Below are 24,519 nucleotides of genomic sequence, written 5' to 3'. Positions count from 1 at the left end.
GCCTGGGCATCGGGGAGCGGGAGAGTTACGATGGGGAGAACACGGACTTCCGCCGCGTGGGTCGAAGAAGACCTGCGGACGGCGACCAGTTCCAGATCAAGGAGTCATGATGCTCGGAAACCTCGGCGGCGTACACCTGCTGATCATCCTCGGGATCGTCATCCTGCTGTTCGGCGCGACGAAGCTCCCGGCGCTCGCCAAGGGCCTCGGGCAGTCGATCAACATCTTCAAGAAGGAGATGACCGACGACGAGAAGAAGGCTCAGGCTGGCGACACCACGGTGCAGAACACCGCGGCCCCGACCAACACCGTGCCGAACGCTCCCGCCGAGCCCGCTGCCGGACCGGTCCTGAACCCCGGCCCGAGTGCGCAGCCGAACACCGACTCCCGGCGCTAGAACCCCAGCTCAGGACACCCAGCCCCGTCCTGTCGGCAGCCCCCGCGACCACATCGGTCGCGGGGGCTTCGTCGTGCGGGGCGCGCAGCGGTCCGAGGGGGCGCAGGATGAGCACATGACCACTGCCGTACCCCGCGCGACCGCGCCGCTCCGGGACGACCGGCGCACCGTTCTCGTGGTGGCGATCCTGTCGTCGTTCGTCGTCGGGTTGGACTCGAGCGTGGTCAACGTGGCGCTCCCTGCGATCCGGCAGGAGCTCGGCGGCGGACTCGTCGTGCAGCAGTGGACCGTCGACGCGTACCTGGTGACGCTCGGATCGCTCATCCTCGTCGCCGGGTCACTGTCGGACGTGTTCGGCCGGGTGCGCATCATCACGTGGGGGCTCGTCGTGTTCGGGATCGCCTCGGTCGCGTGTGCGATCGCGCCGACGGGGGAGTTCCTGATCGTCTCGCGGGCGTTCCAGGGCGTCGGCGGGGCCCTCGTCACTCCGAGCGCGCTCGCCCTCATCGTCGCGGCGTTCCGCGGGGCGGCGCAGTCGAAGGCGATCGGCACGTGGACCGCCTGGTCGAGTGCGTCGACGATCCTCGGGCCCGTGGTGGGCGGGCTGGTGGTCGACAGCGTCGGCTGGCGGTGGATCTTCGTGCTGACCGCCGTCCCGATCGCGGTGACGATCCCGCTCGTGCTGCGGATCACCGGTGACGTGCACCCCGCCGTCCGACCTCGCATCGACGTGGTCGGCGCCGTGTTGGCGGTCGTCGGGGTCGGTGGGGCGGTGCTCGGGCTCATCGAGCAGGAGCGGCTCGGGTGGGACGCCCCGGTGGTGGTCACGGCGCTCGTGCTCGGTGCCCTGGCGCTCGGGGCGTTCGTGCCGTGGGAGCTGCACGTGACCCGGACGACCGGTTCGCCGCTGGTGCCGCTCGCGTTGTTCCGGGCACGCAACTTCGCGGTGGGCAACCTCGCCACCCTGTCGATCTACGGCGCCCTGAGCATGGTCTTCTTCGTGGTGACCCTGTTCCTGCAGGAGATCTGGGGGTTCCCGGCCTGGCTCGCCGGCCTGGCGACGCTGCCCCCGACGGTGGTCCTGCTGCTGGTGTCCTCGGCCGTGGGCGGGTTGGCGGGACGGTACGGGCCGCGCTGGTTCATGGCCGCGGGCCCGGCGGTGGCAGCGGTCGGTGCGCTCCTGATGCTGCTGGTCGGTGCGCAGCCGGACGGCTACTGGGTCGCCGTGTTCCCCGGGCTCGTGCTCATCGGGTTCGGGATCGCGCTCATGGTGACACCGCTGACCAGCGCCGTGCTCGGGTCGGTGCCGCAGTCCGAGGCCGGCGTCGGCTCGGCCGTGAACAACGCGATCGCGCGGATCGCCGGCCTGGTGATGGTGGCGCTCGCAGGCGTGGTCCTCGGCGGTGAGATGAGCGTCGCCGGCCTGCACCGGGCGGTCGTCGTGATGGCCGTCCTCCTGCTGGCCGGCGCGGTCGTCAGCGCCGTCGGGATCCGGAATCTTCCCGCGCCGACGTAAGTTGAGTGCAGTAGACTCAAGTACAACACCACCGCAACGAAAGGACGGAACGCATGGCGAACCTCCAGGGTGCTCCTGACTCGCAAGAGCGACAGAAGACCGCCCTCGAGCAGTACGGCGTCGACCTGACGGCGATCGCTCGCAGCGGGAAGCTCGACCCGGTCATCGGACGCGACTCCGAGATCCGACGCGTCAGCCAGGTGCTCACCCGCCGCACCAAGAACAACCCCGTGCTCATCGGCGAGCCCGGCGTCGGCAAGACCGCCGTCGTCGAGGGGCTCGCGCAGCGCATCGTCGCCGGTGACGTCGCCGACTCACTGAAGGACAAGCGGCTCGTCTCGCTCGACATCTCCTCGCTCATCGCCGGTGCGAAGTACCGCGGCGAGTTCGAGGAGCGCCTCAAGGCCGTGCTCAAGGAGATCAACGACTCCGACGGCCAGGTCATCACGTTCATCGACGAGCTGCACACGCTGATGGGCGCGGGTGGCGGCGAAGGGTCCGTCGCAGCGTCGAACATGCTCAAGCCGATGCTCGCGCGCGGCGAACTGCGGCTCATCGGGGCGACGACGCTCGACGAGTACCGCGAGTACATCGAGAAGGACGCCGCCCTCGAACGCCGCTTCCAGCAGGTCTACGTGGGAGAGCCCAGCGTCGAGGACGCCGTGGCCATCCTCCGTGGGCTCAAGGAGCGCTACGAGGCGCACCACAAGGTGACGATCAACGACTCCGCGCTCGTCGCGGCGGCCAGCCTGTCGAACCGGTACATCTCCGGCCGGCAGTTGCCCGACAAGGCGATCGACCTGATCGACGAGGCCGCCAGCCGGCTCCGCATGGAGATCGACTCCAGCCCCGTCGAGATCGACGAACTGAAGCGCAACGTCGATCGGCTGCGCGTCGAGGAGTTCGCGCTCAAGCAGGAGAAGGACGACGCCTCGAAGGCACGACTCGAGACCCTGCGGAACGAACTGCGCACGCGCGAGGAACGTCTGGGCCAGCTCGAGCAGCGCTGGCAGGCCGAGCGGGCGAGCCTGAACCGCATCGGCGAGCTGAAGCAGCAGCTCGACGACCTCAACATGCGCAGCCAGCGCGCCCAGCGCGAAGCCGACTACGCGACGGTCTCACGCCTGGAGTACGCCGAGAAGCCCCGGATCGAAGCGGAGCTCGCGGCTGCCGAACAGGCCGAGTCCGCCGACCGCATGGTGAACGACAGCGTCACCGACGAGGACATCGCCGCCGTCATCGCGCAGTGGACGGGCATCCCGCTCGGGCGGCTGCTGCAGGGCGAGACCGAGAAGCTCCTGCACCTGGAGAACGAGCTCGGCCGCCGGATCATCGGACAGCGCACCGCCGTGAACACCGTGTCCGAGGCCGTCCGTCGCACCCGTGCCGGCATCTCCGACCCGGACCGTCCGACCGGATCGTTCCTGTTCCTCGGACCGACCGGCGTCGGCAAGACCGAGCTGGCCAAGGCGCTCGCGGAGTTCCTGTTCGACGACGAGAAGGCCCTCGTCCGCATCGACATGAGCGAGTACGGCGAGAAGCACTCGGTCTCGCGGCTGATCGGCGCCCCGCCCGGGTACGTCGGCTACGAGTCCGGCGGGCAGCTCACCGAGGCCGTCCGGCGTCGCCCGTACTCCGTGATCCTGCTCGACGAGATCGAGAAGGCGCACCCCGAGGTCTTCGACGTCCTGCTCCAGGTGCTCGACGACGGCCGACTGACGGACGGGCAGGGACGCACGGTCGACTTCCGGAACACGATCCTCGTGCTCACGTCGAACCTCGGCTCGCAGTTCATGACCGACCTGACGCTGACGGACGACCAGCGCGAGGACGCCGTGCGCGAGCTCGTGCAGCAGGCGTTCCGGCCGGAGTTCATCAACCGACTCGACGACATCGTGGTGTTCCAGGCCCTGACGGCCGACGACCTCGGCCAGATCGTGTCGCTCTACGTCGACCGGCTCGCCCGTCGCCTGACCGACCGCCGACTCGAGCTCGCGGTCACGCCCGAGGCGCGCGGGTGGCTCGCCGAGCGTGGGTACGACCCGCTCTACGGTGCGCGGCCGCTCCGCCGCCTCATGCAGCGGCAGATCGACGACAAGCTGGCGCGAGCGATCCTGTCCGGTGACGTCCGCGACGGCGACACCGTCCGGGTCGACGTCGCCGAGGACGGCGACGGTCTGACCGTCGAGCCGTTCCAGCTGGCGGAGGTCGTCGAGGAGTAGGTGCCGACCGGAACGCACCAGCCTGGAGGCGCGGTGCCGGTCCCTGAGACCGGCCCCGCGCCTCCAGGCCTACGTTCCAGGGCATGCCTGAAATCCGCGCGTTCCGTCGCCTCACCGACTCCGTCGAGCACGCGAGCGTGCTCGACAAGGCCGTCGACATCGACCGTTCCGTCGTGAACGCCCTCGCCCGGCCGAAGGCCCTGCGACAGGTGCTGCACGGCGTGCCGTTCGGGCACCCGCTGCACCCGCTCATGGTGCAGGTGCCGCTCGGGGCGTGGATCTCCGCCGCCGTGCTCGACGTGTTCGGCGGGAAGGGCAACGCGAAGGCCGCGAAGACCCTCGTCGGCGTCGGCCTCGTGTCGTCCGGCAGCGCGAGCGTCGCCGGGTACGTGGACTGGTCCGAACTCGACCGGGAGCAGCTGCGCACGGGATGGGTGCACCAGGCCGTGAACTGGGTCGGCATCTCGCTGTACGGCCTGTCGTGGTGGCAGCGCAAGAACGGCAACCACGGCGCCGGCAAGTTGCTCGGTTTCGCCGCGCTCGGCGTCGTGGGGGTGGGCGGGTACCTCGGCGGACACCTGGCGTACCGCCAGCGTGCCGGCGTCAGCGACCACGGAGAGGTGCCGTTCGACACGTCGCGCTGAGGGTCGCGGCTGGCACGCGCGTTACGGCGACGAAACAGTCGACCTCACAGGCTGGGGGCATGGAGCACCTCACCACCGACAGCCTGCCGCTCACCGCTGTTCCCGGCGCCCCGACGGGCGGGTTCCGGATCCGCATCGACGAGCAGACCGGGGTCGTCCACCTCGACCCAGCGGACACCGAGGTATATCGCATGTAATGTCCGGATGCGTGTACTCGTGGTGGATGACGAAGCAGCCCTCGCCGACCTCGTCGCGAAGGGCCTGTCGCGGCAGGACATGGCCGTCGACGTCGCCTACCGCGGCGACCGCGCCGACGAACTGCTGACGGTGAACGACTACGACGTCGTGGTGCTCGACCGTGACGTCCCGGGGGTGCACGGCGACGAGGTCGCCCGTCGGCTGGCGTCGCGCGGCAGCCTGACCCGCATCCTCATGCTCACCGCGGCGACGACCCTGACGGACCGCGTGCACGGCCTCGAGCTCGGTGCCGACGACTACCTGGCCAAGCCGTTCGAGTACCCCGAGCTCGTCGCCCGCGTCCGGGCGCTCGGCCGCCGCAGCGTCGCCCCGGTCGCGCCCGTGCTCGAACGCGCCGGGATCGTCCTCGACACGAACCGCCGGATGGCCACCCGTGACGGCCGACCGCTCGACCTGACCTCGAAGGAACTCGGGGTGCTCGAGGCGCTCCTGCGAGCCGACGGTCGCATCGTCTCCGCCGAGGAACTGCTCGAGAAGGTCTGGGACATGAACATCGACCCGTTCACCGCTGCCGTACGGGTGACGATGTCGAAGCTCCGCAAGAAGCTCGGCCGCCCCGATCCGATCCGGACGGTCCCGGGCGAGGGCTACGCGCTGTGAGACGGCTCCGGCGGACCTGGAGCATCCGGGCGCGCACCGCCCTGGTGTTCGCGCTCGCGTCGATGGCACTGACCGCTGCGGTGCTCGTGTTCGTCAACGTGACGTCGATCAGCTCGATCTCGACACGGATGCCGGGGTCGGACACCGCGACCGGACCGGCGCTGCCGGCGCCGGTGTCCCCGGAGAGTCGGAGCGAGCCGGATCCGTCGTCCACCGCGCAGGCGCAGAGCACGATGCTCGTCGCCGTCGTGGCGACGCAGCAGTGGCAGTGGTCGGCGGTCGGCATCGCGGGCGCCGGTGTGCTCGCCGGCGGTGTCGGGTGGTTCGTCAGCCGGCGCATGCTCCGGCCGATCGACCGGATCACCGCGACGACGCAGCGGATCTCGGCGTCGAACCTGCACGAACGCATCGGGTTGGGCGGCCCCGACGACGAACTCCGACGCCTGTCCCGGACCGTCGACGACCTGCTCGGCCGCCTGGAGACCGCGTTCGAGAGCCAGCGACGCTTCGTGGCCCACGCCTCGCACGAGCTCCGGACCCCGCTGGCCGTCCAACGTGCGGCGATGCAGATCGGGCTGCCCGACGACGCCGACCCCGACGACGTCCGCCGCACCCGCGACGAGCTGCTCGAGCAGAACCGCCGGACGGAGCGACTGGTGGAGTCGTTGCTCCTGCTCGCCGAGGCCGACCGCGGCCTGGCGGGCGCGACCGAGCCCGTCGACCTGGACGGCACGGTCGACGACGTGGTGAGCGGGGTGGGGGACGCCGTCCACGAGGCGGGCGTGACCCTGTCCCGTGCGCGCCGCCACGGGCCTCCCGTCGGGGTGCGCGGCGAGCCGACGCTCGTCCGCCAGCTCCTCGTCAACCTGGTCGGGAACGCCGTCGAGTACAACGTGCCCGGTGGCTTCGTGCGCGTGACCACCGACGTGGGCGGGTTCACCGTCGAGAACTCCGGGCCGGTGGTCCCCGGCAGCGTCGCGCCGGATCTGGTCGAACCGTTCCGACGGTGCCCGGACAGCGCCGCCGCGCACCGGCACAGCGGCCTCGGGCTGTCGATCGTCGCAGCCGTCGCGCAGGCGCACGGGTGGCGGCTCTCGATCGCGGCGCGCGACGGCGGTGGGCTGCGGGTGCGGGTCGACGTTTCGTCGACGTAACCGTCGGCGTACCCGGCGCGAAACACCGCGCTTGGTGTCCTGGTGGCACGAACACGGAGCGGACCACCGGTCCCGCTCCGTCCACGGCACGAAGGAGACCACCATGACGATCACCACCACCTCGATCCGCCGCTCGCGCGCGTTCGTCGCCGTCGCCGCAGCGGCCCTGCTGCTGCCCGCACTGCTCACCGCGTGCTCGGGGACGCCGAAGGAGGACGCCACGACGGCGGCCGGTGGCAAGGACAAGGCGGTCTCGCTGGCCGCGTGCATGCGCGAGAAGGGCTACGACATGCCCGATCCCGCCGGAGCCGACACGACGAGCTCGGTCGGCGTCCCCGAGGGCGTGGACCCCGACCAGTGGCAGACCGACCTGGCTGCCTGCGCGACGGACTCCGGCACGGCGGGCGACGCCGCCGAGCCGGCCGAGTCGATCCCGGGCGGCGCCGAAGCCGCGCGGAAGGCGGCGAAGTGCATCCGCGAGCACGGGTTCGCGGACTACCCCGACGACCAGGCGGCGTACGAGCCGTCGGATCCCGACGCGTTCGCCGAGGTGGCGCAGGAGTGCGAGCGCACGGCGTTCGACGGGCTGGGCGCCGAGGCCGGCAAGTGACCCGGTCCCGACCACGGCGGACGGTGATCGTCGGCGTCGTCCTCGTGGCCGTCATCGCCGCGGGCATCGGCACCTGGGCGATCGTGGACGTGACGTCCGGTGCGACCAGTGCATCCGCCGCCGACGCACCGACGAAGGCCCGGACCACCGTCACCGTCGAGCGCGGCGACCTGACCGACTCGAAGGTGTTCGCGGGCACCCTCGGCTACGGGGCGGCGACCGGCGTGCCCGGGGCCGCGAAGGGGACGCTGACCTGGCTGCCGAAGCCCGGACAGGTCCTGCGCCGAGACGACTTCGTGTACGCGGTCGACGAGCGCGGGGTCCGGGCGATGCACGGCACGGTGCCGCTCTGGCGGTCGCTCGAGCGCGGACTGGAGGGCACCGACGTGCAGCAGCTCAACGACAACCTGGCGGCCCTCGGGTACGACGTCGCCCAGGACGACACCTTCGGACCGAGGACCCAGCGCGGAGTCGAGCAGTGGCAGCGGGACCGCGGACACCGGGTGACCGGGGTGCTGACGGCCGACGACGTCGTGTTCGTCGACGGGGACGTCCGGGTGGCGGCCGTCGACGGGCAGCTCGGGCAACCCGCGGCCGGGGAGGGCGGCGACGTCCTGCACGTGACGAGCACGAAGCGGATCGTGGTCGCCACGGTGTCGCAGGCCGACGCCGAACGGCTCGCGGTCGGGACCGAGGTCGCGGTGCGGGTGAACGGCGCCGGCGCCCCGATGGCGGGTGAGGTCACCGACGTCGCACCGGACACGAGCGATGAGGGCAGCACGAAGGTCGACGTCTCCGTCGCCTTCGAGTCGGGCGACCGGAAGCTCCCAGCCGCCGCCTCGGCACAGGTCGACGCGAAGGGCACGACCGAGCGGGGTGTGCTGTCGGTGCCGGTGGCCGCGCTGGTCGCCGGCGCCGGCGGGCAGTACGCCGTCGAGGTGGTCCGGAAGGACGGCACGACGAAACGCGTGCCCGTCACGCCCGGCTTCACCGCGGCCGGCCGGGTCGCCGTCACGGGCAACGTGGCCGAGGGCGACCGTGTGGTGGTGCCGGGATGAGCGCGCAGCCCACCGACGGCCGGGTGCTCGCGCTCCGGGACGTCGTGAAGGCCTACGGCGACGTCGGTGCCCTCCGCGGGGTCTCGCTCGACATCGACGCGGGCGAACTCGTCGCGGTCGTCGGGCCGTCGGGTTCCGGCAAGTCGACGATGCTCAACGTCATCGGCACCCTGGACCGCCCCACCTCCGGCACCGTGACGATCGCCGGCAACGACGTGGACACCATGACCGACGACGAACTGTCCCTGCTCCGGGCCGACCACATCGGGTTCGTGTTCCAGCACTTCCACCTGCAGGACGGGGCGACCGCCACCGAGAACGTCGCGGACGGCCTGCTCTACGCGGGGACGAGCCGACGGGAGCGACACCGACGCGCGGTCGACGCCCTCCGTCGTGTCGGGCTGGGGCATCGTCTGGACCACCGGCCGAACCAGCTGTCGGGCGGCGAGAAGCAACGGGTGGCGATCGCCCGGGCACTGGTCGGGGAGCCGACGATCCTGCTCGCGGACGAGCCGACCGGTGCCCTCGACACGGCGTCCGGGGCGGCGATCCTCGCGCTGCTGCGTGAACTCAACGACTGCGGGACGACGGTGGTCGTCATCACCCACGACCTGGAACTGGCCGCGTCGCTGCCGCGCCGGGTGCGGATGCGGGACGGCCAGGTGCAGCACGACTCCGGGACGGACGGCGGCACCGCCTCCGCCGCGCTCGCCTCCGCGATCCGGGGTGCTGCGTGAACGCCCGGCGTCGCCTCCGGTCCGCGGTCACCGCGGGTGACCTGCTCCGGCTCGGGGTGTTCGGGCTGCGCACCAGACCCGGCCGTGTCGTCCTGTCGGCGCTCGGCATCGCGATCGGCATCGCCGCGATGATCGCCGTCGTCGGGATCTCGTCGTCGAGCAAGGCGGAGCTCGACCGGGTGCTCGACGCCCTCGGCACCAACGTCCTGACGGTCACGCAGGCCCAGGGGTTCGGCGACGTGCCGCCGTTGCCGTCCACCGCACTCGAGTCGGCACTCCGCCAGGACGACGTGCAGTCGGCTGCCGCGGTCGGCACCGTGCTCGACGCGGCCGTCTACCGCAACGAGTTCATCCCGCCGCCCGAGACGAAGGGCATCGGCGTGATGGCGGCCTGGGGCGACGTGCCGCGCGTGCTCGGCGGCGAGATCGGGTCCGGGCGCTGGATCGATGACTCGGTCGTGGCTCCGCCGCAGGTGGTGCTCGGTGCGGCCGCCGCAGCGGCACTCGGCATCGACCGGGTCCGTGCCGACAGCCGCGTCTGGATCGGCGGGCAGTGGGTGCAGGTTGTCGGGATCCTGGAGCCGATCGCACTCGCGGACGACCTGGACAGCCAGGTGTTCGTCCCCCGCGGCCTCGCCCGGCAGCTCGGCTTCGACGGAGCGCCGACCGCCGTCTACACCCGGGTGGACCCGTCGCGAGTCGCACCGGCTCGCGACGTCCTGGCGAACGCGATCAGTCCGGGGTCCCCGCAGGACGTCGGCGTGACCCGGCCGTCCGACGCGCTCGCCGCGAAGGACGCGACCGACGACTCGTTCACCGGGCTGCTGGTCGGCATCGGCGGTGTGGCCCTGCTCGTCGGCGGCATCGGCGTCGCGAACACGATGGTGATCACCGTGCTGGAACGTCGTGCCGAGGTCGGGGTGCGGCGAGCCCTCGGAGCGCGGCGGCGGAACATCCGCGACCAGTTCCTGGTCGAGTCGCTGCTGCTGTCGTTCCTGGGCGGGGTGGCCGGTGTGGTGATCGGGGTCGGGGTGACGGTCGCCTTCGCCCTGGCGCAGGGGTGGCCGGTGGCGATCCCGCTGTGGGCCGTCGGCGGTGGGCTCGGCGCGACCGTCGTGATCGGCGGTGTGTCCGGGTGGTACCCGGCAGCGCGCGCAGCGCGCATCCCACCGACGTCCGCCCTGGCGGCCGTCTGAGGCCGTGGTGGTGATCCGGGAGGCCCGGTGCCGGTCTGCGGGACCGGCACCGGGCCTCCCGGTCGTTCCGTCCACCCCGTCGACGCGTGGCGCAGATCATGCCTGGTCATGACCAGTCGCGTCAAGCGTTGGCGACGATCTGTTCGCCATCCGTGATCCCCCGGAAACACGCGGATCGAACCCGCTCACAGGGACCGATCCAACGGTTGACAAGGGCTCTCGGAAGGTCTTCTATTGCGAATACGCAACGACCTTTCATAAAGGCCGGACCAAGGGAGTCAACGTGACACGCACGCGTTTCGCCGCACTCGGTGCGCTCGGCCTGGCGGCCGCGCTCGCCCTCACCGGGTGCTCCGCCGGAAGCAACGGAGCTTCCGACGGCGGCACGAAGGCCATCGGCACACCCGATGGCAAGGGCAAGACCATCACCGTCTGGATGATGAACGGCGACCTGAGCGACAAGGTCCTCGACGCAGCTCAGAAGCAGTTCACGAAGGACACCGGGGCGAAGGTGAAGATCCAGACCCAGCAGTGGGACGGGATCACCACGAAGCTCACCACGGCGCTCGCCCAGGACGACGCCCCGGACGTGGTCGACCTCGGCAACACCCAGGTACCGGTCTACGCAGCGGCCGGCGGTCTCATGGACCTGACGCCGTACCGCGACGAGCTCAAGGACGGCCAGACCTGGCTCACCGGGCTCGAGGGGCCGGCCACGGTGGACGACAAGCTCTACGGTGCTCCGCTGTTCGCCGGCAACCGGGCCGTCGTCTACAACAAGAAGGTCTGGGAGGACGCCGGCGTCACCGACGTGCCGACCACCTACGACGAGCTCACCGCCGACCTGGACAAGGTCAAGGCCGCCAACACGGCGAGCGACTTCTCCGCCTTCTACATGCCCGGCCAGTACTGGTACGGCGGGCTGCAGTGGGTGTGGGACGCCGGCGGCGAGATCGCCTCCGACAAGGACGGCAAGTGGACCGGGAAGCTCGACTCGGCCGATGCGGTTAAGGGCCTGACGGCGTGGAAGACGTTCCAGAACGACTACTCCGCGAAGTCGACGCAGGACATCAACACCGACAAGCCCTCGCAGAGCGACGTCTTCGCGCAGGGCAACACCTCGGCGTTCCTCGGCTCGGCGTGGGAGATCGGTTCGATCACCACGGCGAAGCCGGCGCTCGCCGACCAGATCGGTACGTTCCCGATGCCCTCGCAGACCGACGGCAAGACGCAGCCGGTGTTCCTCGGTGGCTCCGACCTCGGGATCCCGACGAAGGCCGCCAACCAGGACCTCGCGCTGTACTACCTGAAGATCCTGACCTCGAAGGAGTTCCAGCAGGACCAGGTGTTCGGTGTGGACGGCTGGGAGCCGAACTCGACCGAGCTGCTCGACGCCGTGGCCGACGACGTCGACACCCTGCACAAGCCGTACTTCGCGGCAGCGGGCACGAGCCGTCCGACCCCGGCGACGCCGGGCTGGGCGACCATCGAGGGCGACGCGTCGTTCCAGTCGATGTTCGCGGACATCGCCACCGGGCGGAAGTCGCCGGAGCAGGCCGCCGAGGGCTTCTCGAAGCACCTCACGACCGCGCTGAACGCGCAGCAGTAGTCGATGACCTCCACTGCAGAGCAGGCGACCGGTTCGGAGCAGTCCGGGCCGGTCGCCGGCGGCGGGGGGACCGGGGGCGCGGGCACCGGGGGCATCGGTGGTGCCGGGTCGGGGCGGCCGCTTCGTCCCGGCCGCGGGGCGCGTCGTCGGTCGGCGGTGGCGTCGCGCGCACCGCTCGTCCTGCTGGCGCCCGCGGCGATCCTGCTGCTCGCGCTCGTCGTCTACCCGCTCGTCCGGCTCGTCGTCATCTCGTTCCAGGACTACGGGCTCCGGGCGATCTTCACCGGGGAAGCCGGGTTCGCGGGCGTCTCGAACTACACGAACGTCCTGACCGACGCGTCGTTCTGGCCGGTCATCCTGCGCACCGTCCTGGTCACCGGGGCGATGGTGCTCGGCACGATCGTCATCGGGATGGGCGTCGCGCAGCTGCTGACCCGGTTGGGCGTCGCGATGCGCACCGTGGTCAGTGTCGTGCTCGTGCTGGCCTGGGCGATGCCGAACGTCGCTTCGAGCCTGGTGTGGCAGTGGCTGTTCCAGCCCTTCTACGGGGTGCTCAACTGGCTCATCACGCAGCTGCGGGTGTTCGGCGACCACACGCAGGACAACTGGGCGTCGCACCCCGGCCAGGCGTACACGATCGTGCTCACGCTCGTGATCTGGCAGGCCGTGCCGTTCGTCGCCCTGACGCTCTACGCCGCTCAGTCGCAGATCGCTCCGGAGTACTACGAGGCCGGAGCGCTCGACGGTGCCTCGACGTGGACGATGTACCGGGCGATCACGCTGCCGGCACTCGCTCCGACCCTGCTGCTCGTGTCGATCCTGTCGGTGATCTGGGACTTCAACGTCTTCAACCAGATCTGGTTGCTCACGAGGGGCGGCCCGGAAGAGGCCACCCTGACGCTCGGCATCTGGACGTTCGTGAAGTCGTTCGTCTCCAACGCGTACGGCCAGGGCGCCGCGATCGCCGTCATCTCGACCGTGATCCTCGGCGCGCTCACCAGCTACTACATCCGCCGGCTCGTCCGCAGCGGGGAGGAGGACCTGTGACCGTCTCGAGTGCTGCGCCGGTCTCTGCGCCGGTTCCCGTGCGTTCGCGGAAGCGGAAGCCGCGCGTGGTCGCGAACACCATCGCGGTGGTGTTCTGCCTGGTGTGGGTGTTCCCGATCTACTGGATGGTGAACACCGCCTTCAAGCCGGCGGACGAGGTCACCACCATGACCCCGATCTGGGCGCCGCTGCACCCCACGCTCGACAACTTCACCCGCGCGCTCACACAAGAGGGCTTCCTGGTCTACCTGCGGAACTCGACCATCGTCGTGGTGGCCGCCGTGCTGCTGTCGATCGTGGTCGGGTTCCTGGCCTCAGCGGCGCTGTCGCGGTTCCGGTTCCGCGGGCGGCGGGCGATCCTGGTCGGCATCCTGTTCGTGCAGATGATCCCGTCGGGCGCGCTGCTCATCCCGCTGTTCCTGTCGTTCCAGACCCTCGGTCTGCTCAACAGCTACGTCGGGCTGATCCTGGCGTACGTCGCGAGCGTGCTGCCGTTCTCGATCTGGGTGATGCGCGGGTTCTTCGTCGCGGTGCCCGTCGAGATCGAGGAGGCCGCGAAGGTCGACGGGGCCGGCACCTTCCGGATCCTGTGGAGTGTGCTGTTCCCGCTCGTGATGCCCGGGGTCATCGCCACGAGCGTGTTCGCGTTCATCGCGGCGTGGAACGACTACCTGATCGCGTACGTGATGCTCAAGGACCAGGGGATGTACACGCTGCCGGTCTGGCTCGCGGGCTTCTCGACGAACAAGGGGACGGACTTCGGTGGGTTGATGGCGGCGAGCGTGCTGTTCTCGATCCCCGTGGTCGTCTTCTTCCTCATCGTGCAGCGCCGGCTCGTCAGCGGTATGACCGCGGGAGCCGTCAAGGGCTGACACGCTCGACCGGACACCCCGTCGCACACACGCGGCGGGGTGTTCGTGCGTGTGGGTTGTTGGTGCATTCGGGGTGCTCGGGCGTGTGGGGTGCTCGTGCGTTCGGGGTGCTCGGGAGCAGGCGCGCGGCCGCAGGTGATCGCTCGCGCTGACACGCCCGGCGCTGGTCGCCGAGGTTCCACGACATGCCGCGTGTGGTCCGCCGAGGTTCCACGGACGGGCTGTGGGCGCCACGAGATGCCGAGATTTCGGAACCTCGGGGACGGAGGGGGAGGGGATGCGGGCGGGGTGGTTGTGTTTGTGTGGGTTTGTGGCTTATGGTTCCTGAAACCCACGGGAACGAAGGAGTTCGGGCATGTACGCAACCGAGCGGCACGACGCGATCGCAGCAGCGCTGCAGGACGCCGGCCGGGTCTCCGTCGCCGATCTGGCCGAGCACTTCGACGTCACCACCGAGACCGTGCGCCGTGACCTCGACACCCTCGAGTCCGCCGGGGTGCTGCGCCGCGTGCACGGGGGAGCGGTGCCGATCGGCCGCTCGAGCGTCGTCGAACTCTCCGTCGCCGAGCGCGAGGGGCAGCACGGTTCCGCGAAGTCCGAGATCGCCCGCGCCGCGATGCGCCTGGTGCCCTCGACCTTCACCGGCTCGATCGCGATCGACGCCGGCACCACCTGCGCCGCCGTCGCCGCTGAACTCGCACGCTGGGAACCCGCCACCGCCGGCGCGACCCTCACCGTCATCACGAACTCCGTCCCGATCGCCGCGACCCTGCAGCACAGCGAGCACGTCGAGCTGCACCTGCTCGGTGGCCGGGTGCGCGGGGTCACGAGCGCCGCCGTCGGGACCGCCACCGTCGAGCAGATCAGCGCCCTGCGGCCCGACATCGCGTTCGTCGGCACGAACGGTCTGTCCGCCGGCTTCGGGCTGAGCACCCCGGACGAGTACGAGGCCGCGGTCAAGGGCGCCTACGTCCTCGCCGCCCGCCGAGCCGTCGTGCTCGCCGACGCCGCGAAGCACGGGGTCGAGGCCCTGATGCGCTTCGCCCGGCTCGACGAGATCGACACCGTGGTCACCGACCAGGAGCCGCCGGCCGACCTCGCCGGCGCCCTGACCGACGCCGACGTCGAGGTCGTCGTCGCATGAGCCGCCGCATCGTCACCGTCACGCCGAACCCGAGCCTCGACCGCACCATCGAGCTCTCCGGCGAACTGCAGCGCGGCGCCGTCCAGCGCGCCACCCGCTCCACCGCGGAGCCCGGCGGCAAGGGCGTCAACGTGTCCCGGGTCGTGGTCGCGAGCGGCGGGGACACCATCGCCGTGCTGCCCGGCGACGAGCTCGACCCCGTGCTGCTCGGGCTCGCCACGCGCGGCATCCCGACCGCCGCCCTGCCGATCGGTGCGCCGCTCCGCTCGAACGTCACCGTGACCGAGCCGACCGGCACCACCACGAAGCTCAACGAGCCCGGCCCGTCGCTCGCCGGTCGGCTGGACGACCTGGCCGACCTGGTCGCCGACACTGCCGCGGCGACCGCCACCGGACCCGCCGCCCGCTGGGTGGTCTTCGCCGGATCACTCCCGCCCGGACTCCCCGACGACGCGCTCGCCGTGCTCGTCCGCGCCGTCCGTGCACGCCACGGTGAGGACGTCCGGATCGCGGTCGACTCGTCCGGCGTCCCGTTCACCGCCCTGCTGCAGTCCGGCGAGCGGATCGACCTGGTCAAGCCGAACGCCGAGGAGCTCGCCGAGGTCGTCGGCGGCGACCCGGACACCTACGAGCAGGACCTCGAAGCCGCCGTCGCCGCCGCAGAGCGGTTGCGCGACCGGAACGTCGGCTCGGTCCTGCTGACCCTCGGCAGCGCCGGCGCCGTGCTGGTGTCGGACGAGGGCGCCTTCGCCGCCGCCGCACCGCGGATCGTCGCCCGCTCCACCGTCGGCGCGGGGGACTCCTCGCTCGCGGGCTACCTGCTCGCCGAGGTGGCCGGAGCGTCGCCCGAGCAGCGCCTCGCCCAGGCCGTCGCGACCGGAGCCGCCGCCGCTGCTCTGCCCGGCAGCGACGTGCCCGCCCTCGACCACACCGACCCGACGGCGATCTCGGTCCGGGTGCTCACGACGCACCCGGCACCCGAGCCCGCCTGACCCCCCCCAGCCCGAACACCGCCCGCTCGAACACCCCCCCCCACTCCCCGAACACCTGCACGACCCGCGCGACCAGCGCCATTGCGAAGGAGCAAGCACATGTCCGCAGACTCGAGTCCGCGCCTCATCAGCGCCCAGCTCGTCGGCCTCGACGAGGACCTCGGTGCCACCTCGGCCGACGTCATCCGCGTCCTCGCCGACCGCGTCGCCGCGACCGGCCGCGCCGCCGACGGCCGGGTCCTGGCCGAGGACGCCATCAAGCGCGAGGCCAGCGTCGGCACCGGCGTGCCCGGTGGCATCGCGATCCCGCACGCCCGTTCGGCATCGGTGTCCGAGCCGACCCTCGCGTTCGCGCGTCTCGCCCGGAAGGTGTCGTTCGGCGCCCCGGACGGCGACGCCGACATCGTGTTCATGATCGCCGTGCCCGAGGGGGCCGACAAGGACCACCTGACGGTCCTCTCGACCCTGGCCCGCGCGCTCATCCGCGACGACTTCACCGCCGCCCTGCGCGCCGCAGCCACCCCGGACGAGATCGTCCAGCTCGTCGACCGCGAGGTGAGCGGCGAGGTGTCCGAAGCCGGCGTCGGGAAGGCGAGCAGCGCCTCCAGTCCGACCGCCGCACCCGCGCCGGGCCGCAAGGTCTTCGTCGGCGTCACCGCCTGCCCGACCGGCATCGCGCACACCTACATGGCGGCCGACGCCCTCGTCGCCGCGGCGCAGCGCGCCGGCGCCGAGATGCACGTCGAGACCCAGGGGTCCTCGCAGGTCGAGCCCCTCGACCCCGCCCTCATCGCCCGCGCCGACGCCGTCGTGTTCGCGGTCGACGTCGACGTCCGCGACCGCGGTCGCTTCGCCGGGAAGCCGCTCGTGTCCGGGCCCGTCAAGCGCGGCGTCGACGAGCCCGACAAGATGATCGCCGAGGCCATCCGCGCCTCGGACGACCCGAACGCCGCACGCGTGCAGGGCGGCGCAGCCGTCGACGGTGGGTCCACCGCCAAGAACGAGCACTTCGGCCAGGCGCTCAAGCGCTGGCTGCTCACCGGCGTCAGCTACATGATCCCGTTCGTCGCGGGCGGCGGGCTGCTCATCGCGCTCGGCTTCCTGCTCGCCGGCTACGGCATCGCGCTCACCCACGGTGACGACGGCGTGAACAACGCGGTCTTCGCGCTCCAGCACTACAACCTGGTCGACCTTCCGCCGGAGGGGCTGCGCTACTACCTCGGTGCCGCCGCGTTCCAGATCGGCTCCGTGTCGCTCGGCTTCCTCGTCGCAGCGCTCGCCGGCTACATCGCCTACGCCATGGCCGACCGACCCGGCATCGCGCCCGGCTTCGTCGCCGGTTCCATCGCCGTCTTCATGAACGCCGGGTTCCTCGGTGGCCTGATCGGTGGCCTCATCGCCGGTGCCGCCGCGTACTGGATCGGTCGCATCCCGACCTGGCGCTGGCTGCGTGGCCTGATGCCCGTCGTGATCATCCCGCTGTTCGCGTCGATCATCGCCTCCGGACTCATGCTGCTCGTGCTCGGTGGACCGATCGCCTGGCTCATGACCCAGCTGACCGAGTTCCTCAACTCGCTCTCCGGCGCCTCGGCGATCCTGCTCGGCATCATCCTCGGCCTGATGATGGCCTTCGACCTCGGAGGCCCGGTCAACAAGGTCGCCTACGCGTTCGCCGTCGCCGGGCTCGGAGCCGGGACCGCCACGAACGTCGTGCCGTTCGAGATCATGGCGGCCGTGATGGCCGCCGGCATGGTGCCGCCGCTCGCCCTGGCACTCGCCTCGACCGTCCTGTACCGCAAGGGCTTCACGAAGCCCGAGCGGGAGAACGGCAAGGCCGCGTGGCTGCTCGGCGCGTCCTTCATCTCCGAGGGAGCGATCCCGTTCGCCGCAGCCGACCCGCTGCGCGTCATCCCGGCCTCGATGGTCGGTGCCGCGGTCACGGGTGCGATCTCGATGGCTGCCGGTGTGACCTCGCGGGCGCCGCACGGTGGGATCTTCGTCTTCTTCGCCATCGGGGACGTCGCGATGTTCATCGTCGCGATCCTGGCCGGCACGATCGTGTCCGCACTGGTGCTCGTCGGCCTGAAGAAGTGGGTGCGCCGGGCCCCGGCGGCGGACGCCGCCGTGTCCGAGACGGCCGACGACCGCGTGGCCGTCGCCGTGTAGTCGACGTCACCACCTGTCGGACGGGAGGCCCGGTGCCAGCTGGCACCGGGCCTCCCGTCCGTCCGTGGTCGCGCCCACCCCGTGAGGTTCCGAGATCTCGGAACCTCACGGACGTACGGGGGCGTGTGTGGAACCTCGGCGGAAGTGAGCGGCGGGTCGTGGAACCTCGGCGCGGTGCGCGAGCGTGCGCGCGAGGCCCCGCGCCCGCGCGTGCCCGCCCCCCCTACTCCGCGATGTTGGCCGTGACCGCGTCGATGTAGGCGGCACGGTCCTCGCGCGAGTGCGGCCGCCCCGGGACGCCCGGGCGCTGCTCCCACGGGAAGGGCCCGGCCTCGTGCCGGTACTCGATGCCCATCGCCTCGAGCCGCGCGGTGTGCTCGGCCAGCCGCCCGCGGAACTCGGCGACGTCGCGCGGTCCGGTGACGTCGGCCGACCAGAGCGCCTCGGCCAACGCCGCCACCCGCGGGAACAGCTGGTAGTCGAGCTTCCGGGCGGTGTCCACGTGCTCCGTCCACATGTTGCCCTGGCCGCCGATGACGTGGGCGCGCTCGGACTCGGTCAGGCCGGACGGCACCGGGTCGAACCCGAAGACGTCGTCGACCGTCAGCACGATGGACACCGGGATCGGCTCGGTCGCCAGGTCGCTCTGGCGGTAGTCGAGGTAGGCCTGGTCGTCGGGCGACGAGATGACGTCGTGTCCGCGCTTCGCCGCCGTCCGGGCGCCGGTCAGACCGCGCCACGACACGATGGTCGCCGAGGGGTCGAGCGTGCCGCCCTCGAGGATCTCGTCCCAGCCGAACGCCTGCCGCCCGTGCGAGGCGACGTGTGCCGCGAGCTGCCCGATGATCCAGGCCTGCAGCTGCTCTTCGTCCTCGAGCCCGAGCGAACGCATGCGCTCCTGCGTGCGGGGGTCCTCGACCCACTGCACCTTCGGGCACTCGTCACCGCCGATGCCGATGTAGCGCGAGGGGAAGAGCGCGATGACCTCGTCGAGGACGTCCTTGAAGAAGTCGACGGTGCTGTCGTCGGCGTTCAGGACGTCGTCGGCGATGCCCCACTCGGTCCAGACCTCCACCGGCGTCTCGGGGTGCACGCCGAGCGACGGGTAGGCGGCCAACGCGGCACGGACGTGTCCGGGCGTCTCGATCTCGGGGACGACGGTGACGAACCGGTCTGCCGCGTAGGCGACGATCTCGCGGATGTCGTCCTGCGTGTAGTAGCCGCCGTGCGGGCGGCCGTCGAACGATGCCGGGCGCAGCACGCCGTCGGCGTCGGGGACGTGTGCGCCCACCTGGGACTCGCGACGCCACGACCCGACCTCGGTCAGGCGCGGGTACTTCCGGATCTCGATGCGCCAGCCCTGGTCCTCGGTGAGGTGGAAGTGCAGCCGGTTGATCCGGTGCGCCGCGAGCTGGTCGACGACGCGCATGACCTCGTGCTTGGTGCGGAAGTGCCGGGCGACGTCGAGCATGACGCCGCGCCAGGCGAAGGCGGGGGCGTCCTCGACGATGGTGGACGGGACGGACCACGGCCCGGTGCCGACGCGGCCGCTGCGGTACACATCGGCGGGCAGCAGTTGGAGGAGCGCCTGGACGCCGTAGAAGACGCCGGCGGCCGAGCCGCCCGCGACGTCCACGCCGTCGGGGGTGACGGTCAGGCGGAAGGACTCGGCGCGCTCGCCCTCAGGCGACGGCGGGCCGGCGGGCAGGGAGGGATCGTCGGTGACGCGCAGCGAGATGACACCCGTCCGGACCGGCACATCGCCGGAGGCCGCCCCGTCTTCCGCTGTGTCGCGGACCGGCTGGCCGGTCGACGCCCGGAGCGTCTGCTGCAGGTACAGTCGGACCGATCCGCTCGCTGCGTCGGCTGCGATGCGGGTCGACGGGGTGATCTCGAAGGCGCCGGTACCGGGGACGGCGCGGCGCGGTCGTGGGATGAGCATGTCGGAGTCCACCATTCCTCAATGATCTTTCGTAATGTGGAGGCTATGGCCGTGGACGAGACCGTGTCAACGATCCCGAGTGTCGTGGGGACGACGCCGGGCGTGCTCCGACTCATGAACTCCCGGGCCATCCTCGACGAACTCCTGCGCGACGACGCGTCGCGCACCGTCACCGAGCTCAGCCACACCGTCGGGCTCTCCCGCCCCACGGTCGAGGCAGCGCTGGCGGACTTGGTCGACGAGGGCTGGGTGACCGAGGCCGAGGCGATCGCCACCCCGAACAAGGCCGGCCGCCGCGCCAAGCGCTTCGCCGCGGACGCCACCGCCGGTTCCGTGCTCGGCGTCGACCTCGGACTGCACGGCATCGTCGGCATCCGCGCCGACCTTCGCGGGAACACCCTCACCCGGGTCGAGGAGCGCTACGCCGACCTCGCCGACGCGGAGCAGGCCTGGACGAGCGTGCAGGACGTCGTCCGCCGCCTGACGGCCGGCTCGGAGGCGTCCCCGGTCCTCGCCGCCACGTTCGGCGTCCCCGCCGTCGTCGACCGCGCCGGCGAGATCGACTACACGGTCGCGGTGCCCGAGTGGGTCGAGCGCCGCGTGCCCGGCCGGATCCAGGACCTCTTCCCCGGCATCGCGACGTTCTTCGACAACGACGCCAAGCTCGCCGCCACCGCCGAGGCGATGTGGGGGCGCTTCCGGGGCGTCCAGGACGGCCTGTACCTGGTGATGGGTCGGCAGATCGGTGCGGCCTACGTCATCGACGGGGCGTTGGCGCGCGGGGCGCGCGGGGCGGCTGGCGAGATGGGCGGCCTGGCCTCGACCGGTTGGCCCGGTGCGCCGGCCCGCCTGGAGGCCCGGATCACGTCCGACACGGACCTCGAGTCGGTCTTCGCCGCGGCCGGGCGCGGGGGCGCAGCGCCGGGTCGCGTCGGCGATGGCGTTCCGGACCCGGCGGCGGTCGACGTCGTCCGCGCCTTCGCGGAGGACGTGGCGCCGGGCGTCGTACAGCTCGTCACGACGATCGACCCCGAGGTCGTGGTCGTCGGGGGCGAGGTCCTGCCGGCGGCACCGGTGTTCGCCGAGGCGCTCGCCGCGGTGGTCACGCCCCGGCTCCGGCACCCCGTCGAGATCGTGCCGTCGACGGTGGGTCGCGACGCCGTTGCCCGCGGCGCCCTCGCACGGTCGCTGACGCACGTGCGGGCCTCGCACATGGGACTCGGCTGACGTTCAGGTACCGCGCCGGGTCCTGACAGGGCGCTCAGGGATGCTGGGGGCATGACGACTGCCGTGACCGCCCGTGCCATGACCGTCGCCACCGGCGACTCCACCGCTCCCTCGGACCTCGGCGGACTCTCCGGCCTCGTGCTCCAGATCATCGACGCCCTGGGGGAGTGGGGCGTCGCGCTCATGCTCTTCATCGAGACGGTGTTCCCGCCGATCCCGTCCGAGGTCATCCTGCCGCTGGCCGGGTTCCTGGCGGGTGCCGGGCAGATGAACCTCGTGCTCGTCCTCGGGCTGGCGACGCTCGGGTCCTACCTCGGGGCGCTGGTGCTCTACTGGCTCGGCGCGAAGATCGGGTTCGAGCGCACCACACGGTGGTTCGGCAAGCTCCCCCTGGTCGACGAGGACGACTTCCGCAAGGCCGCCGCGTGGTTCCACCGGCACGGCAAGAGCGCGGTGTTCTTCGGCCGGTTCGTCCCGATCGTGCGCAGCCTCATCTCCCTGCCCGCGGGCGCCGACCGCATGCACCTCGGCACGTTCTCGGTGTTCACGATCATCGCGAGCAGCATCTGGAACAGCGCCCTGGTGCTGCTCGGTGCCGCGTTCGGCTCCCAGTACGACCGTGTCGAGCAGTACACCGAGTGGATCGACCGGGTCCTCTACGTCGCGATCGCCGTCGTCGTGGTGACGTTCGTGGTCCGGCGGGTCCGACGGTGGCGGGCAGACCGTCGTTCGGACGGAGGCGGCAACGGCGACGGTGCCGCGAGCGGGGGCGCACGAGGCCGTCGTCGCGCCGAGCCCGCCCGCGACTGAGCCGCTGGTCGTCAGGCCTTGGTCAGCGCCGACTCCTTGTGCGCGGCCTGCTTGCCGCTCTTCTCCGACTCGACGATCCAGTACGGATCGTCGTCGGTCGGCTTGAACGTCTGACCGTCGAACTCGAAGTCGCTCGTGCGCTTCCGCACGAGTTTCCCGGTCGTCTTCCCTTGCGAGGTGTTCCAGTGCACCTCGTCACCCTTCGTCAGTGCCATCGCTGTCCTCCTTGCGTGATCGCTCACCCTGGTCGGAGGTCGAACGGTACCCTGATGCATCCGCATGAACACAGGGAAGTACGCCGATCACGATGTCATAACACCCGCCCAAAACGGGAGTCGGACGCGTACCGTTTCTCGTGAGCCAACACGCCGGCAGCAGCCGCGGAACCTGCGGCTCCCGACGGAACGACGGACACCATGACCCTGCTCGACGGCTTGCGGACGGAGACGGTCCTGTCGGGCCGGTACCGACTGGTGAAGCTCATCGGCACGGGTGGCATGGGGACCGTCTACGAAGCCCGCGACGAGCACACCTACCGCGCCGTCGCCGTGAAGCTCTTCGCGACGCCGGACAAGATGACGACTGCCGACCGCGTCCGGCAGGAGCGTGAGATCCGGCTCCTCAGCATGCTGTCGCACCCCGGGCTCATCCCGCTCTACGACGCCGGCACGCACGACTTCCCCGACGGCCCGCACCGGTTCATCGTGATGGAGCTCATCGCCGACACGACGCTGCTGCGCCGGTTGTCCGAGGGGGCCCTGCACAACTACGAGGTGGCCGACCTCGGCGCCCAGCTCGCCGATGCCCTGGCCTACGTGCACTCCCGCGGCATCGTGCACCGCGACGTCAAGCCCGCCAACATCCTGATCAGCGACGAGGGCTCGTCCGGGTTCGCCCGGACCGTGAAGCTCACCGACTTCGGCGTCGCGCACTTCGTCGACGGCTCGCGCCTGACGAACGACGGCACGATCATCGGCACGGCGGCGTACCTGAGCCCCGAGCAGGTCGCCGGTGAACCGATCAGCTTCGCCACCGACGTGTACTCGCTCGGACTGGTGCTGCTCGAGTCCCTGACCGGCAAGCAGGAGTACTCGGGCACCCTGATCGAGGCGGCACTGGCCCGCCTGCGGCACGACCCCGAGATCCCCGACGACGTCGCTTCGGAGTGGCGCGAACTGCTCAGCCGGATGACGGCCCGCGACCCGGAGCGTCGTCCGACCGCGGTCGCGATCGCGAACGCCCTGCGGGGCGGCTCCACGCAGGTCACCGGCCCGGTACCGCTCGGACCCGAGCGGGTCAAGCACCAGCGCGACCACCGGATGCACCGGGCAGCCCACCGGCACGCGAAGCGCGGCACCTTCTCGGCCGTCCGCCGCTGGCGTCGGCGGAACGTGCTCGTCGGCTCGTTCGCGGCGTTCGGCGTGCTGGTCGCGTGCGGCTCCGCCTACGTCGCGGGCATGCTGCACTGAGGCAGCCCGCGCGTCCCGTTCGTCCGTGGTCCCTGGCAGGATGGACAGCATGACCGACCAGCGCTGGATCAAGATCTGCGGCCTGTCGACGCCCGACACCGTGGACGCCGCCGTCGACGCGGGCGCCGACGCGGTCGGGTTCGTCTTCGCCGCGAACAGCCCCCGCACCGTGACGGCCGACCTGGCGAAGGAACTCGTCGAACGGCTGCCGGACGGCATCGACGCCGTGGGGGTCTTCCGCGACCAGAAGATCGACGAGATCGTCGGCATCGCGTCCGAGGTCGGGCTCACCACCCTGCAGCTGCACGGTGGCGAGGCCGCGACCGACTTCGCCCGGGCCCGCGACGCCGGCTTCTTCACCATCCGGGCCCTCGCGGCCGAGGACTACCTGCGCGAGACCTCCGAGCAGCGCGCCTCGTACGACCACGACCTGCTGTTGCTCGACGCCGCCGTGCCGGGCAGCGGTCGGCTGATCGACCCCGCCGTGATCGAGGGCGGGATCGACGAGGCCTGGATCCTGGCGGGTGGGCTCACCCCCGCCAACGTCGTCGCCGCGGTCGAGGCGCTCGACCCCGACGGCGTCGACGTGTCGAGCGGCGTCGAGTCGGAGCGTGGCGTCAAGGACCCGGCGAAGATCCGCGCCTTCGTCGAGGCCGTCCGCAGCCTGGGCTGAGCGCGCGCCCGCGGCTCTCGACGCGGGGCGACGACGGCTCGGAGGCGCGGGGCGGGCCCACCGGAAGACGCCGGCGTGTCCGGATAACGCCGCCACGTGCGCGAGACGCCGCCGAGATCGGAGGCGTCTCGGAGGCTCGGCGGCGTCTTGGCGAGACGCCGGCGTCTCGCGCGGGG

23 protein-coding genes are annotated in these 24,519 nt (G+C 71.4%); 21 read left to right on the top strand and 2 right to left on the bottom strand.

From position 1 onward, the window contains the following. Positions 1–109: 109 nt before the first annotated feature. The 17 genes from tatA to EDF42_RS08725 all read left to right on the top strand — a co-directional run bounded on the left by tatA (position 110) and on the right by EDF42_RS08725 (position 18,222). Positions 110–397 carry a twin-arginine translocase TatA/TatE family subunit gene (gene tatA, locus EDF42_RS08800; protein ID WP_123672198.1) on the top strand — a complete coding sequence of 96 codons (288 nt, stop codon included), beginning with the start codon at positions 110–112 and terminating at the stop codon, positions 395–397. A gap of 115 nt (positions 398–512) precedes the next feature. Beyond that, on the top strand, positions 513–1,913 hold the full coding sequence (locus tag EDF42_RS08795) for an MFS transporter (RefSeq protein WP_123672061.1): 1,401 nt from the start codon (positions 513–515) through the stop codon (positions 1,911–1,913). Positions 1,914–1,966: 53 nt separating this feature from the next. Beyond that, positions 1,967–4,135, top strand: coding sequence for an ATP-dependent Clp protease ATP-binding subunit (locus tag EDF42_RS08790; protein ID WP_123672060.1), 2,169 nt, complete (start codon positions 1,967–1,969; stop codon positions 4,133–4,135). Between the two features lie 83 nt (positions 4,136–4,218). Then, positions 4,219–4,779 carry a DUF2231 domain-containing protein gene (locus tag EDF42_RS08785; RefSeq protein WP_123340042.1) on the top strand — a complete coding sequence of 187 codons (561 nt, stop codon included), beginning with the start codon at positions 4,219–4,221 and terminating at the stop codon, positions 4,777–4,779. A 59-nt stretch (positions 4,780–4,838) separates the two neighbouring features. Next, the gene (locus tag EDF42_RS18910; protein WP_185002640.1) at positions 4,839–4,976 is read left to right on the top strand and encodes a hypothetical protein; all 138 of its coding nucleotides are present in this window, start codon (positions 4,839–4,841) and stop codon (positions 4,974–4,976) included. Positions 4,977–4,983: 7 nt separating this feature from the next. Further along, positions 4,984–5,637 carry a response regulator transcription factor gene (locus EDF42_RS08780; protein ID WP_123672059.1) on the top strand — a complete coding sequence of 218 codons (654 nt, stop codon included), beginning with the start codon at positions 4,984–4,986 and terminating at the stop codon, positions 5,635–5,637. Beyond that, positions 5,634–6,791 (top strand): HAMP domain-containing sensor histidine kinase, encoded by a 1,158-nt coding sequence (locus tag EDF42_RS08775; protein ID WP_123340044.1) that lies wholly within the window; start codon positions 5,634–5,636, stop codon positions 6,789–6,791. Before EDF42_RS08780 ends, EDF42_RS08775 begins: the two co-directional genes overlap by 4 nt. 103 nt (positions 6,792–6,894) lie before the next feature. Continuing rightward, entirely contained in the window at positions 6,895–7,401 is a 507-nt protein-coding gene (locus tag EDF42_RS08770) for a hypothetical protein (protein ID WP_148067681.1), read from the top strand. 23 nt (positions 7,402–7,424) lie between these two features. After that, on the top strand, positions 7,425–8,459 hold the full coding sequence (locus tag EDF42_RS08765) for a peptidoglycan-binding protein (RefSeq protein WP_123672057.1): 1,035 nt from the start codon (positions 7,425–7,427) through the stop codon (positions 8,457–8,459). Then, positions 8,456–9,196: an ABC transporter ATP-binding protein gene (locus tag EDF42_RS08760; protein WP_123672056.1), complete on the top strand. Its 741-nt coding sequence runs from the start codon at positions 8,456–8,458 to the stop codon at positions 9,194–9,196. The genes EDF42_RS08765 and EDF42_RS08760 overlap by 4 nt, the downstream gene beginning before the upstream one ends. After that, positions 9,193–10,392, top strand: coding sequence for an ABC transporter permease (locus EDF42_RS08755; RefSeq protein ID WP_123672055.1), 1,200 nt, complete (start codon positions 9,193–9,195; stop codon positions 10,390–10,392). The genes EDF42_RS08760 and EDF42_RS08755 overlap by 4 nt, the downstream gene beginning before the upstream one ends. A gap of 283 nt (positions 10,393–10,675) precedes the next feature. Then, positions 10,676–12,001 (top strand): sugar ABC transporter substrate-binding protein, encoded by a 1,326-nt coding sequence (locus tag EDF42_RS08750; RefSeq protein WP_123672054.1) that lies wholly within the window; start codon positions 10,676–10,678, stop codon positions 11,999–12,001. A 3-nt stretch (positions 12,002–12,004) separates the two neighbouring features. Further along, entirely contained in the window at positions 12,005–13,048 is a 1,044-nt protein-coding gene (locus tag EDF42_RS08745; protein WP_123340050.1) for a carbohydrate ABC transporter permease, read from the top strand. A 65-nt stretch (positions 13,049–13,113) separates the two neighbouring features. After that, positions 13,114–13,920 carry a carbohydrate ABC transporter permease gene (locus EDF42_RS08740; RefSeq protein ID WP_240347571.1) on the top strand — a complete coding sequence of 269 codons (807 nt, stop codon included), beginning with the start codon at positions 13,114–13,116 and terminating at the stop codon, positions 13,918–13,920. 355 nt (positions 13,921–14,275) lie between these two features. Next, the gene (locus EDF42_RS08735; protein WP_123340051.1) at positions 14,276–15,064 is read left to right on the top strand and encodes a DeoR/GlpR family DNA-binding transcription regulator; all 789 of its coding nucleotides are present in this window, start codon (positions 14,276–14,278) and stop codon (positions 15,062–15,064) included. Beyond that, a complete protein-coding gene (locus EDF42_RS08730; RefSeq protein WP_123672053.1) occupies positions 15,061–16,056 on the top strand; it encodes a 1-phosphofructokinase family hexose kinase in 996 nt (331 codons plus the stop codon). The genes EDF42_RS08735 and EDF42_RS08730 overlap by 4 nt, the downstream gene beginning before the upstream one ends. A 99-nt stretch (positions 16,057–16,155) precedes the next feature. Beyond that, complete coding sequence (locus EDF42_RS08725) at positions 16,156–18,222, top strand: fructose-specific PTS transporter subunit EIIC (RefSeq protein WP_123672052.1); 2,067 nt, start codon at positions 16,156–16,158, stop codon at positions 18,220–18,222. A gap of 223 nt (positions 18,223–18,445) precedes the next feature. On the opposite strand, the gene EDF42_RS08720 is transcribed toward EDF42_RS08725, so the two are convergent. After that, positions 18,446–20,179, bottom strand: a complete 1,734-nt coding sequence (locus EDF42_RS08720; RefSeq protein ID WP_123672051.1) for a beta-N-acetylhexosaminidase — start codon at positions 20,177–20,179, stop codon at positions 18,446–18,448. 36 nt (positions 20,180–20,215) lie between these two features. Between EDF42_RS08720 and EDF42_RS08715 the strand changes: the two genes are divergently transcribed. Both EDF42_RS08715 and EDF42_RS08710 read left to right on the top strand, forming a co-directional pair. After that, positions 20,216–21,391 carry an ROK family transcriptional regulator gene (locus tag EDF42_RS08715; RefSeq protein WP_185040848.1) on the top strand — a complete coding sequence of 392 codons (1,176 nt, stop codon included), beginning with the start codon at positions 20,216–20,218 and terminating at the stop codon, positions 21,389–21,391. Positions 21,392–21,442: 51 nt separating this feature from the next. Next, positions 21,443–22,201 carry a DedA family protein gene (locus tag EDF42_RS08710; protein ID WP_185040845.1) on the top strand — a complete coding sequence of 253 codons (759 nt, stop codon included), beginning with the start codon at positions 21,443–21,445 and terminating at the stop codon, positions 22,199–22,201. A gap of 11 nt (positions 22,202–22,212) precedes the next feature. Here EDF42_RS08710 and EDF42_RS08705 read toward each other — a convergent pair whose 3' ends face one another. After that, a complete protein-coding gene (locus EDF42_RS08705) occupies positions 22,213–22,416 on the bottom strand; it encodes a DUF2945 domain-containing protein (RefSeq protein WP_123293555.1) in 204 nt (67 codons plus the stop codon). Between the two features lie 201 nt (positions 22,417–22,617). Between EDF42_RS08705 and EDF42_RS08700 the strand changes: the two genes are divergently transcribed. Both EDF42_RS08700 and EDF42_RS08695 read left to right on the top strand, forming a co-directional pair. Continuing rightward, positions 22,618–23,670, top strand: a complete 1,053-nt coding sequence (locus tag EDF42_RS08700) for a serine/threonine-protein kinase (protein ID WP_123293556.1) — start codon at positions 22,618–22,620, stop codon at positions 23,668–23,670. A gap of 49 nt (positions 23,671–23,719) precedes the next feature. Next, positions 23,720–24,343 carry a phosphoribosylanthranilate isomerase gene (locus tag EDF42_RS08695; protein WP_123340056.1) on the top strand — a complete coding sequence of 208 codons (624 nt, stop codon included), beginning with the start codon at positions 23,720–23,722 and terminating at the stop codon, positions 24,341–24,343. Positions 24,344–24,519 lie beyond the last annotated feature (176 nt).

This window comes from Curtobacterium sp. PhB172 (assembly GCF_003752545.1).
Taxonomy (GTDB): domain Bacteria; phylum Actinomycetota; class Actinomycetes; order Actinomycetales; family Microbacteriaceae; genus Curtobacterium.
The sequence above is the reverse complement of the archived record's forward strand: the minus strand, read 5'-3'. Positions and strand labels throughout refer to the sequence as shown.

Excerpts from the sequence above, each read along its gene's own strand:
- tatA (WP_123672198.1), top strand. The coding sequence starts at position 110 with ATGCTCGGAAACCTCGGCGGCGTACACCTGCTGATCATCCTCGGGATC.
- EDF42_RS08795 (WP_123672061.1), top strand. The coding sequence starts at position 513 with ATGACCACTGCCGTACCCCGCGCGACCGCGCCGCTCCGGGACGACCGG.
- EDF42_RS08790 (WP_123672060.1), top strand. The coding sequence starts at position 1,967 with ATGGCGAACCTCCAGGGTGCTCCTGACTCGCAAGAGCGACAGAAGACC.
- EDF42_RS08785 (WP_123340042.1), top strand. The coding sequence starts at position 4,219 with ATGCCTGAAATCCGCGCGTTCCGTCGCCTCACCGACTCCGTCGAGCAC.
- EDF42_RS18910 (WP_185002640.1), top strand. The coding sequence starts at position 4,839 with ATGGAGCACCTCACCACCGACAGCCTGCCGCTCACCGCTGTTCCCGGC.
- EDF42_RS08780 (WP_123672059.1), top strand. The coding sequence starts at position 4,984 with ATGCGTGTACTCGTGGTGGATGACGAAGCAGCCCTCGCCGACCTCGTC.
- EDF42_RS08770 (WP_148067681.1), top strand. The coding sequence starts at position 6,895 with ATGACGATCACCACCACCTCGATCCGCCGCTCGCGCGCGTTCGTCGCC.
- EDF42_RS08760 (WP_123672056.1), top strand. The coding sequence starts at position 8,456 with ATGAGCGCGCAGCCCACCGACGGCCGGGTGCTCGCGCTCCGGGACGTC.
- EDF42_RS08745 (WP_123340050.1), top strand. The coding sequence starts at position 12,005 with ATGACCTCCACTGCAGAGCAGGCGACCGGTTCGGAGCAGTCCGGGCCG.
- EDF42_RS08735 (WP_123340051.1), top strand. The coding sequence starts at position 14,276 with ATGTACGCAACCGAGCGGCACGACGCGATCGCAGCAGCGCTGCAGGAC.
- EDF42_RS08730 (WP_123672053.1), top strand. The coding sequence starts at position 15,061 with ATGAGCCGCCGCATCGTCACCGTCACGCCGAACCCGAGCCTCGACCGC.
- EDF42_RS08725 (WP_123672052.1), top strand. The coding sequence starts at position 16,156 with ATGTCCGCAGACTCGAGTCCGCGCCTCATCAGCGCCCAGCTCGTCGGC.
- EDF42_RS08720 (WP_123672051.1), bottom strand. The coding sequence starts at position 20,179 with ATGGTGGACTCCGACATGCTCATCCCACGACCGCGCCGCGCCGTCCCC.
- EDF42_RS08710 (WP_185040845.1), top strand. The coding sequence starts at position 21,443 with ATGACGACTGCCGTGACCGCCCGTGCCATGACCGTCGCCACCGGCGAC.
- EDF42_RS08705 (WP_123293555.1), bottom strand. The coding sequence starts at position 22,416 with ATGGCACTGACGAAGGGTGACGAGGTGCACTGGAACACCTCGCAAGGG.
- EDF42_RS08700 (WP_123293556.1), top strand. The coding sequence starts at position 22,618 with ATGACCCTGCTCGACGGCTTGCGGACGGAGACGGTCCTGTCGGGCCGG.
- EDF42_RS08695 (WP_123340056.1), top strand. The coding sequence starts at position 23,720 with ATGACCGACCAGCGCTGGATCAAGATCTGCGGCCTGTCGACGCCCGAC.